Here is a 15,574-nt window from a genome sequence, read left to right as displayed (position 1 = left end):
ACCATGGGCTCGGACGGGCAGGACGGCACACTCGGTCACTCTTTCGTGGTGGCACACCGTGGCGCATCGGCCGAGCGGCCCGAGCACACGCTGGCGGCCTACGAACTGGCCCTGGGCCAGGGCGCAGACGGCCTCGAATGCGATGTCCGCCTGACCCGGGACGGGCACCTGGTGTGTGTGCACGACCGCAAGGTGGACCGCACGTCCAACGGCACCGGGCTGGTCAGTGAGATGAGCCTGGCCCAGCTTCGCGAATTGGATTACGGCGCTTGGCATCCGAGCCGGGCCGACGGCGGTCAGGGGTCGGCCGGGCTCCTCACCCTCGACGAGTTGATCCGGCTGGCGCTGGACTGGGGCCGCCCGGTGAAGTTGTTCATCGAGACCAAGCATCCGGTGCGGTACGGCGCGCTGGTCGAGAGCAAGGTGCTTGCGCTGCTGCACCGGTACGGCATCGCCGCGCCGGCGTCCGCGGATCTCGCTCGTGCCGTCGTGATGTCGTTCTCCGCGGCTGCGGTGTGGCGGATCCGCCGGGCCGCGCCGATGCTGCCGACGGTGCTGCTCGGCGAGACGTCGCGGTACCTGGGTGGCAGCGCGGCGACGACCGTCGGCGCGACGGCGGTGGGTCCGTCCATCACGACGCTGCGTGAGCATCCCGAACTGGTCGACCATGCCGCCGCGCACGGGCGTGCGCTGTACTGCTGGACCGTCGACCACTACGAGGACGTGCGCTACTGCGCCGATCTGGGTGTCGGGTGGGTCGCCACCAATCACCCGGGCCGCACCAAAGACTGGCTGCAGAACGGGTTGACGGGCGCGGGCCGGGACGCCGGCCAGGACGGTGAAGCCTAGGCCGGACTAGAGGTTGCCGCCGGCAGCCTCGGGTGCGGTCGGGTCGACGGAACCGGTGCGGGCGAGTTCGCGGGCGACGAAATCCTCGAGATTGAACAGGTTTTCGCCGGCGCGGTCGGCGATCTTCACCAGCGTGGTGATGGTCGCGACCTCTTCGACCTGTTCCTTGAGGAACCACTGCATGAACTGCTCGCCGAGGTAATCGCCCTCTTCGCGAGCCACGCTGGCGAGGCGGCTGATCTGCTCGGTGACCACCCGCTCCTGGGTGAGCGCGAGCTTGAGGGCCTCCGTCGGCGAGGCGAACGCGTTGCGCACCGGATCGACGCCGGGGATTTCGACCTCGATGTCACGGTCGAGCAGATACTTCACCAGCATCATGGCGTGATTGCGTTCCTCGACGGCCTGCGCATAGAAGTGCTTGGCGAGCTGAGGAAGGTCTTCTCCGTCGAAGTAGACGGCGACCGCAATGTATTGCTGAGACGCGCCGAATTCGCTCCGAATCTGCTCCTGAAGCAGTTGGTGGAATTTCGTCTCGAGGCGCGTCACTTCGGTCATGAATTTGAAGATAATGCAGGTCAAATGGCCTTGTCATGCAAGGTCAACCTAATTCAGGAAAGCATATCCTTACCTGATGTGACGTATGCAATATCCATTAATTCGCATTGCTGAATGCGAATACAGGTAAGGCTTGGCTGGCGTCGGCGGAATTACGCCGAGTGCAGCCAACCGAAATGGCGGGCGGCCAAGGCGTAGCCCACGAATGCCACCGCATCGATCACGCCGTGCCCGATGATCAACGGCCACAATCGGCCGGTGCGGCGCCAGGTGTACCCGAACACCAGGCCCATCACGATGTTCCCGAGCCCGGCGCCGAACCCCTGGTACAGGTGATAGCTGCCGCGCAGCAGTGCCGACAGGATCAGCGACTTGGTCTCGGACACATCCAGTTGGCGCAACCGGGTCAGCAGGAACCCGACGACGATGATCTCTTCCGCCCATGCGTTGGCGAACGCCATCAGCAGCAGGACCGGCACGCGCCACCAGGTGTCGCTGAGCGTGCTCGGTACGACATCGACGCCGATGCCGAGCGCTCGGCCGGCCAGGTACAGCCCGAGTCCGGGGAGGCCGATCAGCGCGGCGAGCCCGAGGCCGCCCAACAGATCGGGACGCCAGCGGAAGCGGCCCAGCCCGATCGCGGCGGGCCGGAAGCCGGTGCGCCACAACAGGTACAGGGCCAGGCAGCCCCAGCCCACCAGGGTGAACACGGGGCTCAGATTGAGCAGGAAGTCGATGAAATCGATCGGCGAGCGACGGTGGTTGAGCGCGACCTTCTGCCCGGCCAACCCGAGGATGACGGCTTCGGCCAGGCTGACGACCGCCGTGTAGGCCGACAGGCCGAACGACACGGCCAGCACCACCACGATCTCGATGCGCAGCGCGCGACGTTCGGTGTGCTCCTGCTGCGGCCCGGTCATCGCAGCTACGGTAACCGCGCCTGTCTACTGCTCTTCGCGCGAGCGGCTCATCGGGACGCTCAGATTTTGCGCGCGCGGAGGCCGTTGAGGAACGGGCAGCCCATCAGGGTGCGGATGGCCCGGCTGAGGCTGGTGACGTCGTCGACGGGCTTGGTGAACGGCAGGCGGACGTCATGGTCGCCGTCTTCGCGTTCGATGCGCAGCTGGACGCCGTAGCGGTCGAGGCCCAGCGGGCGTACGTGGCCGTGGCGCAGCGTGATCGGCAGCCGGCTGGCGAGCCGGTCGACCATGTCTCGGTGGGCGCTCTCCATGTGCTGCACCCAGTGCGACTCCATGGCGCAGAACGGATCGGGCCGGGCGTCCAGGAGCGCGCCGACGGGTACCGACTCGGCGCCGGTCGCGTCGGCCACCACGACGGACTCGATCTCGAGGCGGACCAGCGTGTAGGGCGTATCGGTTTCGTCGTGCCCCGATCCGGCGTTCACCTGGAGCAATGCGGGGTGCGGGTTCTCGGAGGCGACCAGGTCGAGCATCGCGGGCACGCGTGCCGCAGGCACGCCGTGGAGGCGGCCGCGGAACCAGACCAGTGAGCGCACCCGTTCGCGCAGCGGTAGGGCGGCAAGGTCGGTCAGTTCGAGCATTGCGGCGACGCCGCCGGCGCCCGCGGCGGTGACGGTGGCGGCGAGCAGGCCGGTGGCCGGCACGGTCAGTGCGACGGATCCGTCGGCCAGCAGGTGGTGCACCGGCGTGATGGTCGGCGCGACGCCGTCGGCGGCGAGCGTCGCATCGGCAGCTCGGGCGCACGCACTGCGGACGCGTTCGGCTGTGGTCGGTGCTGCGGTTGTCGTCGTGAGGTCGCGCATGTCCCGCCTTCGCTAGTAAGTGAGGTAAGGCTAAGTTAACTATCCGAGGGTGTTGGCGCAAGGCCTAGCGAAAGGACCGCGTCGCGGGCTCTGGTCGGCGGGCAGCCAGTAGGGTTGCGGCGTGGCACGCATCGCCTATCTCGGGCCGCAAGGCACCTTCACTGAAGCGGCCATGCTGCGGTTGGCCGCCGGCAAGGACTTCGAACCGGTCGCCTGTGACAGCTCGAGCGCGGCGGTGGAAGCCGTTCGCGCCGGGGGTGCGGATTACGCGTGCGTGCCGATCGAGAACTCCATCGAAGGCTCGGTGCTGCCGACGATGGACAGCCTGTCTTCCGGCAGCGGGGTGCAGATTTTCGCGGAGCACACGCTGGACGTCGCGTTCAGCATCGTCGTGCGGCCAGGAGTCACCGCCGACGCGGTGTCGACGGTCGCGGCATTCCCCGTCGCCGCGGCCCAGGTCCGGCGCTGGTTGGCCGACCGGCTGCCGCACGCGACCCTGGTGCCTGCCATCTCGAATGCCGGTGCGGCGCAGCAAGTTTCCGAAGGCCTGGTGGATGCCGGTGTGAGTACCGCGCTCGCGGCCGAGCGATGGGAACTGGACTCGCTGGCCGACGGGGTGGTCGACGAGCCCAATGCCAGAACACGATTCGTGCTCGTCGGCCGTCCCGGACCGCCGCCGCCGCGCACCGGCGCCGACCGGACGTCCGTCGTGCTGCGGCTGCGCAACGAACCGGGTGCCCTGGTGTCGGCGATGACCGAGTTCTCGATCCGGGACATCGATCTCACCCGTATCGAATCCCGGCCCACCAGAACAGAATTGGGCACCTACATCTTCTTCCTCGATTGCGTCGGTCACATCGACGACGCACCGGTGGCCGAGGCGCTCAAAGCGCTGCACCGGCGGGTGGCCGACGTGCGGTACCTGGGGTCGTGGCCGACCGGGGTGGCTGCCGGTGCGGCGCCGCCGGTCACCGACGAAGCGGCACAATGGTTGGCGGGGTTGCGAAAGGGGGACGGAACGTGAGCGGCCGGTTGGTTCTCGTGCGGCACGGGCAGTCGGAGGCGAACGTCGCCAAGCGGTTGGATACTCGGCCGCCGGGGGCGCCGCTGACGCAGCTCGGTCACCAGCAGGCGCGTGACTTCGCCATCGACTGGCCGCATCCCGTCGGCCTGGTGGTGCATTCGATCGCCCTGCGGGCGCAGCAGACCGCTGCCGACATCGCCGAAGGGCTGGGGCTCGAACCGGTCGAGGCGCACGGTATCCACGAGGTCCAGGTCGGTGACCTCGAAGACCGCAGCGACACCGCCGGCATCGAGCAGTTCGAGGCGGTGTACGAGCAATGGCATTACGGCGACCTGGACGCGGCGATGCCGGGCGGTGAGACCGGCCGCGAGGTACTCGACCGGTATGTGCCGGTCCTGACGAACCTTCGCGTGCGCAACCTGGACAACCACGACTGGACCGGCGACATCCTCGTAGTGAGCCACGGCGCGGCGATTCGGCTCGTCGGAGCCCACTTGGCCGGTATCGACGCCGACTTCGCGCTGGAACATCACTTGGTCAACGCCGAATGTGTGGTCCTCAGCCCGATCACCGACGGGCGGTGGAGCTGCGTGCAGTGGGGACCGAAGACGCCGCCGTTCTATCCGGGGCACGACCCCGAGGCGCGGCCGGCCCCCGATCCCATGGCCTGACGGCTACCCCGTGGCGCGCAGGCCCATCGCGGGTTGAGCGCAGCCGCACGCGACGACGTCGCAGTCGATGCGCAGGGTGTGCTCGGATTCGGGCAGCGCGCACGCCTCGTCGGTGCATTCGGCCGGCAGGCCGGCGTGCACGATGACGGTGCCATGGCAGTGCGCCAGCCCGTCCACGCAGTGGCGGCAGGCGGTGCTCATGAACTCTGTTGTAGCACCGCGGTCCGACAAATCGGGGGTGCCGCGCTGCTCACCCCCAGCCCAACTCGTGCAGGCGCTCGTCGTCGATGCCGAAATGGTGCGCGATCTCGTGGATCACGGTGATGGCGACCTCGTCGACGACTTCCTCCTCTGAGTCGCACATGTCGAGCAGGGCGTCGCGGTAGATCGTGATGGTGTCGGGCAGCGCGCCCGCGTAGAAGGAATCGCGTTCGGTGAGGGCGACCCCTTCGTACAACCCGAGGATCGCGGGCTCGTCCGGGTTGCGCGGCTGCACCAGCACCACGACGTTGTCGAGCGCCGCGGCGAGCCGGGGCGGAATCAGATCGAGCGCGTCGGACACCAACTCTTCGAAGCGCTGCTGTCCCATGCGAACCGGCATGGCTACGGCGCGGGCGGCGGCGCCACCGGCCCAGGGGGCGCGCCCCCGCCCACCGGTCCGGCCGGCGCCGGTGCGGGGGCCTCCTCGAGCGGCGGACCGTCGAGCGGCGCGCCGGACCCGGGCGGCGGCGCGGGTGCGGGCGGCGGGCCGTTGAGGAACGTATTGCCCTGCTGTTGCTGAGGGGTCCCGGGGGCGGTGTTGCCGTTCTGGCTCGAGGTGTCGGGCTGGCCGGGCATGTGCTGGTTGCCCTGCGGCGACTGCGAAGTCTGCTGGTCGCGCTGGTTCTGGCTGGACTGACCGGACTGCGAACCCTGCGACGACGACGATGACGATGACGACGAGCTCTGCGACGACGTGTCCACCGGCGGCTCGACGACCGGGATCGGCGGGAGGTTCAGCCGCTCCTCCGGGATGGCCGGCGGCGCGACGGGCGACTGCCCGTTGATCATCAGCGGGCCCTTGGCGCTGTTGACCAGCGTCGACCAACCGCCGTTGCCGAGCGACGAGCCGATGCTGCAGGACACCTGCCGGCTGCCGGCGGTCCAGCTGGGCAGCGCGATGGAGCTGTAGATCAGGGTCAGCGTGGTGCCGCGCAGCTGCACCGGAGCCAGGTACTCATCGGTGGCCTTGGTGCAGCTGTCCTTGATGTACGCCAGCTGGTCCGGCTCGGTGGGCATGACGTCGTGGTACTTGTCGGCGAGGTTGACCGCGCCGGTGACCTCCATGGCGTGCGGCGCGGAGCAGTCGACGGGGATGTCGATGGGCTGGTTGGTCGCCGGGTCGATGCCGAGGCAGGTGCCGGCCGGCCACACCTTGGACTGGTCGACGTCCGCGACCTTGCCCTTGTAGGCCAGCTGCTGGCTGTTCGGTCCGAGCAACTGCAGACCGCACAACATGCGGCGCTGCCCCTTGGTCTTCCAGGCCTTGTCGCCGGACCAGACCAGGCTGACCGCGAACTTGCCGTTCGGGTCGAAGCGCGGGCCGAGGTAGTCGCGCGCCGCGTTCTGGCACTGCTCCTGGCTGATCTGCTTGATCCGGGAGTCGGACGGCGGCGCCGCGTCGGGGCCGTATTCGCTGCCCGGGAACGTGCGCATGTCCAGGGACTCGGCGACCTCGAAGCGGTGTTCGTTCTTGCAGTCGACGATCTCGACGGCGTCCGGCGAGCGGTCCGGCCAGTTCAGGCATTCGCCCTGCTTGGCGTGGTCGAGAGTGTCACTGACTTTGCTGACGTTGAGACGGCCGGTGTTGAAGCCGAGGCCGGTCGGGCCGAGCGAACCTTCCGGCATGACGGTGAGTACACCGGCGATGAGCAGGCCGCCGAGCGCCGTGAGGACGAGTGCACGTTGGGTCCCGGTGGCATGCATGCCGTGCATGCGTTGCCGCCAGGTGGTCGTCGTCTTCGGTTCGTCGGGGGGCGTATCCAGGCCCGGTTCGACCGCCGCGGGTGCGTCCAACATCGGTTCCATTGTGACAGCCGCAGCTGGAGCTGTGACAAGAGTTGCAGTTGTACCGTTATGTGGTTGTGGCCAGGGCCGACTACAGGCCCTCGACATTCCGTGGCCGCGACGACAAAAGTAGTCTGACGCCCGTGATCGACCTCAAACTGTTGCGCGAAGATCCGGACCGGGTGCGGGCGTCGCAGCGGTCCCGCGGCGAAGACCCTGGCCTCGTGGACGCGCTGCTGGATGCCGATGCGGCCCGGCGCGCCGCCATCGCCGAGGCCGACACGGCACGCGCCAACCAGAAGGCGGCGAGCAAGCTCGTCGGCGCGGCCTCCCCGGAAGAGCGGCCCGCGCTGCTGGAGAAGGCCAAGGAACTGTCCACGGCGATCAAGGACATCGAGGCCAGGCAGGCCGAGATGGAGGCGGCCTTCACCGCCGCGCACCTGGCGATCGGCAACGTCATCATCGACGGCGTGCCCGCCGGTGGCGAGAGCGACTTCGAGGTGCTCGATGTGGTCGGTACGCCGACGGAGATCGAGAACCCCAAGGACCACCTGGAACTGGGTGAGGCGATCGGCCTGCTGGACATGGAGCGCGGCGCCAAGGTGTCCGGCTCGCGGTTCTACTTCCTGACCGGTCAGGGCGCCCTGCTGCAGCTCGGTCTGCTGCAACTGGCGGTCCGGCTCGCCACCGAGAACGGGTTCACCCTGATGATCCCGCCCGTGCTGGTGCGCCCAGAAGTGATGCGCGGCACCGGATTCCTGGGCGCGCACGCCGACGAGATCTACCGCCTCGAAGCTGACGACCTGTACCTCGTCGGGACGTCGGAGGTGCCGCTGGCCGGTTACCACTCCGACGAAATCCTGGACCTGTCCGAGGGCCCGCTGCGGTACGCCGGCTGGTCGTCGTGCTTCCGCCGGGAAGCCGGCAGCTACGGCAAGGACACCCGCGGCATCATCCGCGTGCACCAGTTCGACAAGGTCGAGGCCTTCATCTACTGCAAGCCCGAAGACGCCGAGGCCGAGCATCAGAAGCTGCTCGCCTGGCAGCGTCAGATGCTGGCCATGATCGAGGTGCCCTACCGGGTGATCGACGTCGCGGCGGGCGATCTCGGCTCGTCGGCCGCCCGCAAGTACGACTGCGAGGCCTGGGTGCCGACGCAGCAGGCCTACCGCGAGCTGACGTCGACCTCGAACTGCACGACATTCCAGGCCCGGCGGCTCTCCACCCGGTACCGCGACGAGAACGGCAAGCCCCAGACGGCGGCCACCCTCAACGGCACCCTCGCCACCACCCGCTGGCTGGTGGCGATCCTGGAGAACCATCAGCAGCCCGACGGCAGCGTCCGCGTCCCCGAAGCGTTGGTGCCGTACGTCGGCACCTCGGTGTTACAGCCCAAGTAGGAACCACGTCGGCGGGGGCATGACGGTGGAACGGGCGGTGCGGGTCACGGTGCTCGGCCCGGTGCGGGCGTGGGTCGGGGGCGACCCGGTGGACCTGGGCGCGCGCATGCAGCGGGCGCTGCTGGCCCGGTTGGTGGCCGCCCGCGGGCACACGGTGTCCGTCGACCGGCTCATCCACGACCTGTGGGAAGGCGAACCGCCGCCCAAGGCGTTGTCCGCGCTGCAGGTGTATGTCTCGCATCTGCGCCGGGTCCTCGAACCCGATCGGCAGCGCCGGGCGCCGGCCCGCATTCTGGTCAGCGCCGCGCCGGGGTATTGCCTGCGGTTGCCGGACGACGCTGTCGACGCCTGGCGGTTCGAATCGAAAGTTGCTGCAGCGCAAGAAGAATCGGACCTCCAGCGGCGCGCGCAGTGGCTGGATGAGGCGCTGGCGGGCTGGGCGGGCGAGCCGTTCGCGGGGGCCGGTGACGCCTTGTGGGCGGCGCCCGAGGTCTCGCGGCTGACCGAACTGCGGTTGGCCGCGGTGGAGAGCCTGGCCGCCGTGCACGTCGATCTCGGGCGGTACGGCACCGCCGTCGCGGCGCTGGAAGGACACGTCGCCGCGCATCCGGGGCGCGAAGGCGCCGCCGCGGTCCTGGCGACCGCGCTGTACCGGACCGGGCGGCAGGCCGACGCGCTCGAGGTACTGCGCCGCACCCGCGAGCACCTGATCGACGAGCTGGGACTGGAACCGGGCCGCGCCCTGCGCGATCTCGAACGCGACATCCTGCGCCAGGCCGACCATCTGGAGCCGTCGCGGCCCGCGCCCGTACGGTCGCCGGCGCCGAAGGCCGCGCCCCGCGAACCGGTGGGCCAGGGCGCGTACGGCCGGGCCGAGGAGCTCGCGACGATCGACGCCACGGCCCGCGCCGTCGCCGCGGGTGCCAGCGCGGTGCTGTGGATCGGCGGCGAGGCGGGGTCCGGGAAGACGACGCTGGCGGCGGCCGCCGCGGCCCGGTTGCGGGCGGCGGGCTGGCGGACCGTGCACGGCCGGTGCCAGGAGGTCCACGGGGCGCCGGCGGGCTGGGCGTGGACCGAGGTGCTCCGTGAGCTGGTGGACCCGGCGGATCGGGACCGGCAGGCGCTCGCCCCACTGCTGCACGACGGCGCCGCGGCCGAACAGGGCACGTTCTGGCTGGGACAGGCGGTCGCCGACGCGCTCGGCGCCGTCGCCGACGAGCAGCCCCTGGCTGTCGTGCTCGACGACCTGCACCGCACCGACGGGCTGACGCTGGAGCTGCTGCGCCTCGTCGCCGACCGGATTCAGGACCGTCGCGTGCTGGTCATCGCGACCTACCGCCCGTCGGAGGATCGCGGTGAACTGGAGGTGGCCCGCGCGGCGTTGACGGTGCACACGTCGGCGCATCTGATCCTCGGCGGGCTGGACGCGGCGGCCACTGCCGCGGTCGCCGCGGACTGCGGGCTGACGACCAGCGGCGAGGCGCTGCGCCTGCTGCGGGAACGGACGGGCGGCAACCCGCTGTTCGTGCGGGAGCTGGCGCGGCTGATGGCCGCCGAGGGTCCGGACGCGGTGTGGGCGTCGGTGCCGGTCGGGGTGCGTGACGTGCTGCGGCGCCGGCTGGCCCGGTTGCCCGGCCCGACGGTCACCGCCCTGCGTCAGGCCGCGGTATTGGGCCGCGACATCGACGTCGACCTGCTGGCCGAGCTGGGCCGCGGTGACCCCGACGATCTGCTTGACGCCCTGGAACCGGCCGTCCTGCTCGGCCTGCTCGACGAGCCGACGCCCGGCCGGCTGCAGTTCGCGCACGGCCTGGTGCGCGACACGCTGTACGAGGACACCTCGAAACTGCGTCGGTCCCGGTTGCATGCCGCGGCGCTGGAATTGCTGCGGGCACCTGGTCGCTCGGTGGACCAGGCGGCCCTGGCCCACCACGCCGTCGCCTCGGCGACAGCCGAAACCGCCTCGGCCGCAGCCGATTTCGCGACGGCTGCGGCGCGCGACGCGGGTTCGGTCGGGGCCCACGCGGAAGCCGCTCGGCAGTGGCGTGCCGCCGTGCAGATGCTCGAACTGGCGGCCAGCCGGCAGTTGGCGCCGAGCGAGGCGATGCTCGACCAGGACATCGAGGTGCGCTGCGGGCTGATCGCGGCCCTCGCGCAATCCGGCGATGCCGTCACGGCGCGCAACGAGATGAAATGCGCGCTGCAACTGGTGGCGGGCCGGTCGCGCGATGACCTGGTGGTGCGCATCCTCACCGCGTGGGACACCCCGCTCGTGTGGCGCGACCGCGAGTACGACGAGTCCGACGGCCAGATGATCGGGTTGCTGCGGCAGGTGCTGGCCACCGACGTTTCCGCGGCCGACCGGATTCGGCTGCTCAAGGCGCTCTACGTCGAACTGGAGGGCAACGACCCGGACGCCGCGCTGGCCGCCAGCACCGAGATGCTGGCGCTGGCGCGGCGGGTGTACGCCGACGATCCCGCGGCGGGCCGTCTGCTGTGCACGGCGCTCAACGTCCAGGCGTTCTGTGCCCTCGGCCCTGACCTGGACACCGAGCGCGACGCGCTTGCCGCCGAACTGCTGCAGACCGCCGAAGCCGCCGAGCAGGCCGACTACCAGGCGGTGGCGCACTGGCTGCTGTCGCTGGCCGCCGGTAACCGCTCCGATCTCGCGACGGCCAAGCGCCACGTCGACCTCGCGGTGGCGCGCGCGAGCACCGGCCAGCTGGTGCACCTGCTCGGCGTGCTGGGTCTGTTCCAGGCGCGGATGTACCTGCTCGCCGGCCGGCTGGAGGAGGCGGTGCGCGCCTACACCGACCTGGCGGCGCGCATGGCCGAGAACGGCGCCGCCAACGGCGCCAAGCTGGCGATGGTCGGCCGGGTGACGGGCGAATTCTGCCTCGGCGATCTGGGCACGCTGGCCGACGAGCTGTTGTTCTTCTACCGCGAAATCTCGGTCGCGGCGCTGGACGCGGCGGTGCTGGCACTGGTCGCGCGGGGCCGCGCGGCCGAGGCCCGGGAACTGTGGCGGGACCGCAAACCGATTGAGCGTGCGTACTTCTGGGTGCCCTTCACGGTGCTGCGGGTCAACGCCGCCGTGGCGCTGGGCGACGTCGACGAGACCCGCGCCCGGGCCGCCGAACTCGAGCCGTACTCCGGCCTGATCGCCGGGCTCGGCGTCGACGGCCTCATGGTCGGCCCCGTCGACGACGCGCTCGCCGCGGCCGCCGACGTGTTGGACCGACCCGACGACGCCCGCCGGTACCGCAAGGCCGCCGAGACGCTGCGAACGCGACTGGCCGCCGAGGCGCTGAGCTTCATCGACTGACGGGCTTCATCGATCAGCCGGCCAGCGACTCCAACGGGCTCTCCGCGAGATCGCCGAAGACCGCGCGCATGACCCGCCGGTGCCGGAACGCCAGCACCGCCAGGAACGCCCGCAGCCCGATGCCCAGCTGTCCGGCCATCGTGGCCCGCTCGTCGTCGGTCATCACCGCGAGCGAGCGCGGACCGTCGAACGACATCCGGCTGCCGGAGCGGGCGGCGGCCTCCACCGACACCCAATCGGCGACCGACACATGCTCGGTGATCAGGGGGAACAGGTCGAGTTCCTCGTCGTTGATGTGTTCGGTCAGCAGCGCGGTGAGTTCGGCGAGTTCGAAGGCCATCAGGAAGGCGACCTTGCGGTCACCGTTCGACAAGCGGAATGCCGCGGCACGGGCCCGCAGCTGATCGAGGCGCGGCTCGAGGGCGGCATGGTCATCGGTGAGCTCGCTGAGATCCAGATGATCGCCGACGCTCGCCTGGATCACCGGCCACAGCACGGTGTCCTCGGTGGTGTGGTGGTGATGGATGGAGTCGCACAGCATCTCGACGTACTGCGAGATGGCGCGCGCCCGGGCGGGCGTGCAGATCACGTCGCGGTCGCGCACGGCCTTGGCCAGCTCGGTGAGCCGGACGAGGTCGACGAGCATGGCGCGGTGCGCCAGCGTGATGCCCAGTAGATCGGGCTTGGGTTCGCCGGCCTGGCGCGGTGCGACGGCGACGGTATCGAGAGAGGTGGACACTGGTGCTCCTTGTGATCAGGTTGGTGCACAGCCTGCTGCCCGTGACTTAAGCGCGACTTGGTTGTGGCTTGTCGGCGCTGGTCACGGCCGCAGTAGGGTGGCAGCCATGATCGATCTCGACCTGGACGACATGCGTGGCTGGTTCGGCTTCGGGGTGGCGGGCAATTTCGCCGGGCATCTCGAACAGGCCGGGGAGGCAGTCGATTTCGTCAACGTGCGGTCCGAAGGTGGGGCGCCCAAGGGCATCTTCCCGTGGTACGCACCGGGGAGCGACACCTTTCTGGGTGAGTTCCCGCTGTCGACAGATGCCGTCCGGTTGCCGGTGAGTGATACGCCGCTGAACCTCCAGATCGAGCCCGAGGTCGGGCTGGCGTGCGAGGTGGCGTGGTCGGGCGACCGGGTGGTCGGGCTGCGGCCGTTCGCGCTGGGTGCGTTCAACGACTGCTCGATCCGCCGGCCGGGCGCCCCGAAGATCAGCCACAAGAAGAACTGGGGCCCGGCGTCCAAGGGCGTCGCCCCGCAGTTCTTCGCGATCAGCGACCTGAGCCCGGACGGCCCGACGTCGTCGCTGCGGCTGGCCAGCTTCTTGGACGACGGTAGCGGCGTCGAGCAGGCCTACGGTCAGGACAGCCCGCTGCTGGGCTACTCGTACTACGGGACACAGCTGCTGGACTGGGTCGTCGACCGGCTGGCGAACCAGAAAGGTTCGGACGACACGCCTTTGGAGGACGTCGGTGCCCTGATGGTGGCCAGCGGCCACCCGTCGCACCTGCTCGTCGGTATCGGCGCGACGCGGTACACCGAGCTGGGGGAGTCCACGTATCTCAAGCCGGGCGACCAGGCGATCGTGCGCGTATACGACACCGCCTCCGACGATGTTTCGGAGCTGCGGCAGACGGTGCGAGCGGCGGAATAGCTCGGCTCACCGCCGCGATTTCGGCGTAGCATTGGTGCACGTCGGGGCCATCGGCCGGAGGTATTGATGATGTTCGACTCGACCCGCTTGCTCGTCCTCCCGTGTTGCGCCGTCCTGGCGTTGAGTTTCAGCAGCGCGGTGGCCGCAGCCGATCCTCCCGGTCCGGGTAGCCCGTGCGGCCAGGACAAGGTGATCACGTCCATCAACACCTGCGAGCCGCTCAACGCGTCCTGTACCGGCTACGACGGGATGCTCATCGGCCGTGTCGCCGCGGACGGGCGGTGCGTGATTCCCGGACTCTCGGGCACCAGCTGGTAGCGGGCGGAAGCCGCCGGCCGGTCAATCGCGACGGCCGGTTTGTTCCTTCAGCAGCTCGTCGAGCGTGGCCAGAAACTCCTTGGGCCGCAACGGGGTACACGCCGGCGCCGGAGTGGTGCCGACGACGTCGAGGGTCACCAATGTCGACTTGATGGGCCGCCAGATGTCCAGTGGGAGCCAGCGACGTGGATCGGTGCCGCCCCAGATCAGGAACCGGTCCATGATGAAGCCGAGCGACTCGGCCCGGTAGCCGCGGACCGCGCTCAGCGGGATGATCTTCGACGTGCCCGACGGAAAGTGGTAGCGGCGCAACGTGATCGCCTGCCGGTCCAGGAAGATCTGACCGTCGTCGTAGTGTGCGTCCGAGCGAGCGCCGGAGTGGGCACTGGTCACCGCTTGGCGCTCCGCAGCTCGTGCCCCTTGGAGGTCAGGCAGCGGCCGCTGTCCAGGTTCCACTGCCAGCCGTGCAGGTTACAGGTCAGCGTGTTGCCCTCGACGATGCCGAACTTCGACAGGTCGGCCTTCAGGTGCGGGCATCGGCGCTGAATCTCGTAGCCGCCCAGCTCGATCGACGCCGACGTGTCGTGCGCCTCGGCGAACCAGCCGTCGGCGTAGGCGATGCGCTCGTCGGTCAGGCATTTGAAGAACGTGTACAGGTACTCGTTGTAGCCGCCGACCCGCCACGCCTGGAAGCGGGTCGACAGGAAGATGGTGTTGACCCAGTCCGGCTCGTCGTCGCGCAGCACAGTGCGCACCAGTTCCGGCGCGATACCGAAGCCGTACCGGAATTTTTCGTCCGGAATCGCTTCCCGCACAGCTCGTTTCGGGAAGTCCAGGACCACGCTCTCGGTTCCGATGCGCAGCTCGACGGGGTAGCCGATGCCATCGCAGATCTGGTCGCTCTGGACCATGATCGGCTCGAACTTGGCCCGCAGCGGCTCCAGCAGCGAATCATCGGAAGCTGGTGCCCACGAGGCCTTTTCGGCGGCCAGCACCGGCGCCATGCGTTGGGCGTAGGCCTCGATGTACGCGGCCTTTCCGGTGGTGAAGATCGCCTCGGCCGCGGCGTCGGGAATCGGGTGCACCAGCGAGTCGAGCGTCGACCCAGTGAACGAGGCGACCGTTCCCGGGATCATCAGCAGGCCGCCGTCGTGGCCGTGCCTGCGCAGTTGGTCCAGGAACACCGCCTGGTCCGGGAAGATGTTGGCCGGATCATCGTGATCGTCGTTGAGCCAACGCAATTCGGGATCCAGGAAGCACGGCGGACCGGCGGACGGCACCACCCAGGTGGCGCCGACCTGCGCGATGTACTGGCGACTGCGGTCCATCTGCCGCTGCCGCTTCTGCGTGCCGAAGGCCTCCTTGGCCCGCGCCGGCATGTCGTAGACCATCGGGTACCAGATGGCGCCCGAGTACTGCAGCATGTGTACGTCGACGTCCCCGAACTCGGTGGCCACCATGTCCAGATCGATCGGGCGGGCGTCGTTCATGTTGAACGCAACGGTCTCGCCGTCGGACACCACCAGGCCGGAATCGCCGATCGGGCCGTCGGCCGGGGCGCGCAGCGCGATGATCATCACGTCCAGGTCGCCCTTCGGCCCGCTGACGCGGTGCTTCACCGAATCGGTGGTCTCGAAGAACTTGTGGAAGCCGAGGGCCTCGAGCTCACGACGCAGGTCCGGCACCGGATAGTCGGGCAACAGCACCGTCGCGTCCTTGTTGACGTGCGCGCGCAGGTGTTCCGGGTCGAAGTGGTCCTTGTGCAGGTGGCTGACGTAGAGGTAGTCGCAGTCGCCGAGCGCGTCCCAGTCCAACTGGCTGTTGTCCGGGAACGGGAACCACGATGCGAAGTAGGCAGGGTTCACCCACGGGTCGCACAGAATGCTTCCCGCGGCGGTATCGATCCGGAATCCGGCGTGTCCAACGCTTGTGACCTGCACAAATGCCC

16 protein-coding genes are annotated in these 15,574 nt (G+C 69.4%); 7 read left to right on the top strand and 9 right to left on the bottom strand.

Features of this window, described 5'->3' with window-relative positions:
- Positions 1-3 precede the first annotated feature (3 nt).
- Positions 4-849 carry a glycerophosphodiester phosphodiesterase gene (locus ACWW1C_RS27920; protein WP_455981274.1) on the top strand — a complete coding sequence of 282 codons (846 nt, stop codon included), beginning with the start codon at positions 4-6 and terminating at the stop codon, positions 847-849.
- 6 nt (positions 850-855) lie between these two features.
- On the opposite strand, the gene ACWW1C_RS27915 is transcribed toward ACWW1C_RS27920, so the two are convergent.
- The 3 genes from ACWW1C_RS27915 to ACWW1C_RS27905 form a co-directional block, all read right to left on the bottom strand.
- Complete coding sequence (locus ACWW1C_RS27915) at positions 856-1,404, bottom strand: ferritin (protein WP_455981273.1); 549 nt, start codon at positions 1,402-1,404, stop codon at positions 856-858.
- Positions 1,405-1,556: 152 nt separating this feature from the next.
- The gene (locus ACWW1C_RS27910) at positions 1,557-2,324 is read right to left on the bottom strand and encodes a CPBP family intramembrane glutamic endopeptidase (RefSeq protein WP_455981272.1); all 768 of its coding nucleotides are present in this window, start codon (positions 2,322-2,324) and stop codon (positions 1,557-1,559) included.
- Between the two features lie 59 nt (positions 2,325-2,383).
- A complete protein-coding gene (locus tag ACWW1C_RS27905; protein WP_455981271.1) occupies positions 2,384-3,187 on the bottom strand; it encodes a DUF2470 domain-containing protein in 804 nt (267 codons plus the stop codon).
- A gap of 172 nt (positions 3,188-3,359) precedes the next feature.
- Between ACWW1C_RS27905 and pheA the strand changes: the two genes are divergently transcribed.
- Together pheA and ACWW1C_RS27895 are read left to right on the top strand one after the other, a co-directional pair.
- On the top strand, positions 3,360-4,211 hold the full coding sequence (gene pheA / locus ACWW1C_RS27900; protein ID WP_455984469.1) for a prephenate dehydratase: 852 nt from the start codon (positions 3,360-3,362) through the stop codon (positions 4,209-4,211).
- Positions 4,208-4,882: a histidine phosphatase family protein gene (locus ACWW1C_RS27895; RefSeq protein WP_455981270.1), complete on the top strand. Its 675-nt coding sequence runs from the start codon at positions 4,208-4,210 to the stop codon at positions 4,880-4,882. Before pheA ends, ACWW1C_RS27895 begins: the two co-directional genes overlap by 4 nt.
- 3 nt (positions 4,883-4,885) lie before the next feature.
- Here the strand turns inward: ACWW1C_RS27895 and ACWW1C_RS27890 are convergent, their stop codons facing one another.
- The 3 genes from ACWW1C_RS27890 to ACWW1C_RS27880 are packed head-to-tail and all read right to left on the bottom strand — an operon-like array spanning position 4,886 to position 6,949.
- Entirely contained in the window at positions 4,886-5,083 is a 198-nt protein-coding gene (locus ACWW1C_RS27890) for a hypothetical protein (protein WP_455981269.1), read from the bottom strand.
- A 49-nt stretch (positions 5,084-5,132) separates the two neighbouring features.
- Positions 5,133-5,483 (bottom strand): metallopeptidase family protein, encoded by a 351-nt coding sequence (locus tag ACWW1C_RS27885; RefSeq protein ID WP_455981268.1) that lies wholly within the window; start codon positions 5,481-5,483, stop codon positions 5,133-5,135.
- A 2-nt stretch (positions 5,484-5,485) separates the two neighbouring features.
- Positions 5,486-6,949, bottom strand: a complete 1,464-nt coding sequence (locus ACWW1C_RS27880) for a septum formation family protein (RefSeq protein ID WP_455981267.1) — start codon at positions 6,947-6,949, stop codon at positions 5,486-5,488.
- A 122-nt stretch (positions 6,950-7,071) separates the two neighbouring features.
- Between ACWW1C_RS27880 and serS the strand changes: the two genes are divergently transcribed.
- Positions 7,072-8,328 (top strand): serine--tRNA ligase, encoded by a 1,257-nt coding sequence (gene serS / locus ACWW1C_RS27875; RefSeq protein ID WP_455981266.1) that lies wholly within the window; start codon positions 7,072-7,074, stop codon positions 8,326-8,328.
- 19 nt (positions 8,329-8,347) lie between these two features.
- Positions 8,348-11,653, top strand: coding sequence for a BTAD domain-containing putative transcriptional regulator (locus ACWW1C_RS27870; protein WP_455981265.1), 3,306 nt, complete (start codon positions 8,348-8,350; stop codon positions 11,651-11,653).
- Between the two features lie 13 nt (positions 11,654-11,666).
- On the opposite strand, the gene ACWW1C_RS27865 is transcribed toward ACWW1C_RS27870, so the two are convergent.
- A complete protein-coding gene (locus ACWW1C_RS27865) occupies positions 11,667-12,392 on the bottom strand; it encodes a hemerythrin domain-containing protein (RefSeq protein ID WP_455981264.1) in 726 nt (241 codons plus the stop codon).
- Between the two features lie 106 nt (positions 12,393-12,498).
- Here ACWW1C_RS27865 and ACWW1C_RS27860 point away from each other — a divergent pair, with 106 nt between their 5' ends.
- Together ACWW1C_RS27860 and ACWW1C_RS27855 are read left to right on the top strand one after the other, a co-directional pair.
- Complete coding sequence (locus tag ACWW1C_RS27860) at positions 12,499-13,308, top strand: DUF5718 family protein (protein ID WP_455981263.1); 810 nt, start codon at positions 12,499-12,501, stop codon at positions 13,306-13,308.
- A gap of 69 nt (positions 13,309-13,377) precedes the next feature.
- Positions 13,378-13,626: a hypothetical protein gene (locus ACWW1C_RS27855; protein ID WP_455981262.1), complete on the top strand. Its 249-nt coding sequence runs from the start codon at positions 13,378-13,380 to the stop codon at positions 13,624-13,626.
- A gap of 21 nt (positions 13,627-13,647) precedes the next feature.
- Here ACWW1C_RS27855 and ACWW1C_RS27850 read toward each other — a convergent pair whose 3' ends face one another.
- Positions 13,648-14,019 (bottom strand): hypothetical protein, encoded by a 372-nt coding sequence (locus ACWW1C_RS27850; RefSeq protein WP_455981261.1) that lies wholly within the window; start codon positions 14,017-14,019, stop codon positions 13,648-13,650.
- The gene (locus tag ACWW1C_RS27845) at positions 14,016-15,566 is read right to left on the bottom strand and encodes a Rieske 2Fe-2S domain-containing protein (RefSeq protein ID WP_455981260.1); all 1,551 of its coding nucleotides are present in this window, start codon (positions 15,564-15,566) and stop codon (positions 14,016-14,018) included. Before ACWW1C_RS27845 ends, ACWW1C_RS27850 begins: the two co-directional genes overlap by 4 nt.
- Positions 15,567-15,574 lie beyond the last annotated feature (8 nt).

It is taken from the genome of Mycobacterium sp. HM-7 (assembly GCF_053852335.1).
Note: the sequence above shows the minus strand (reverse complement) of the source record. Positions and strands in the feature narration are given on the sequence as shown.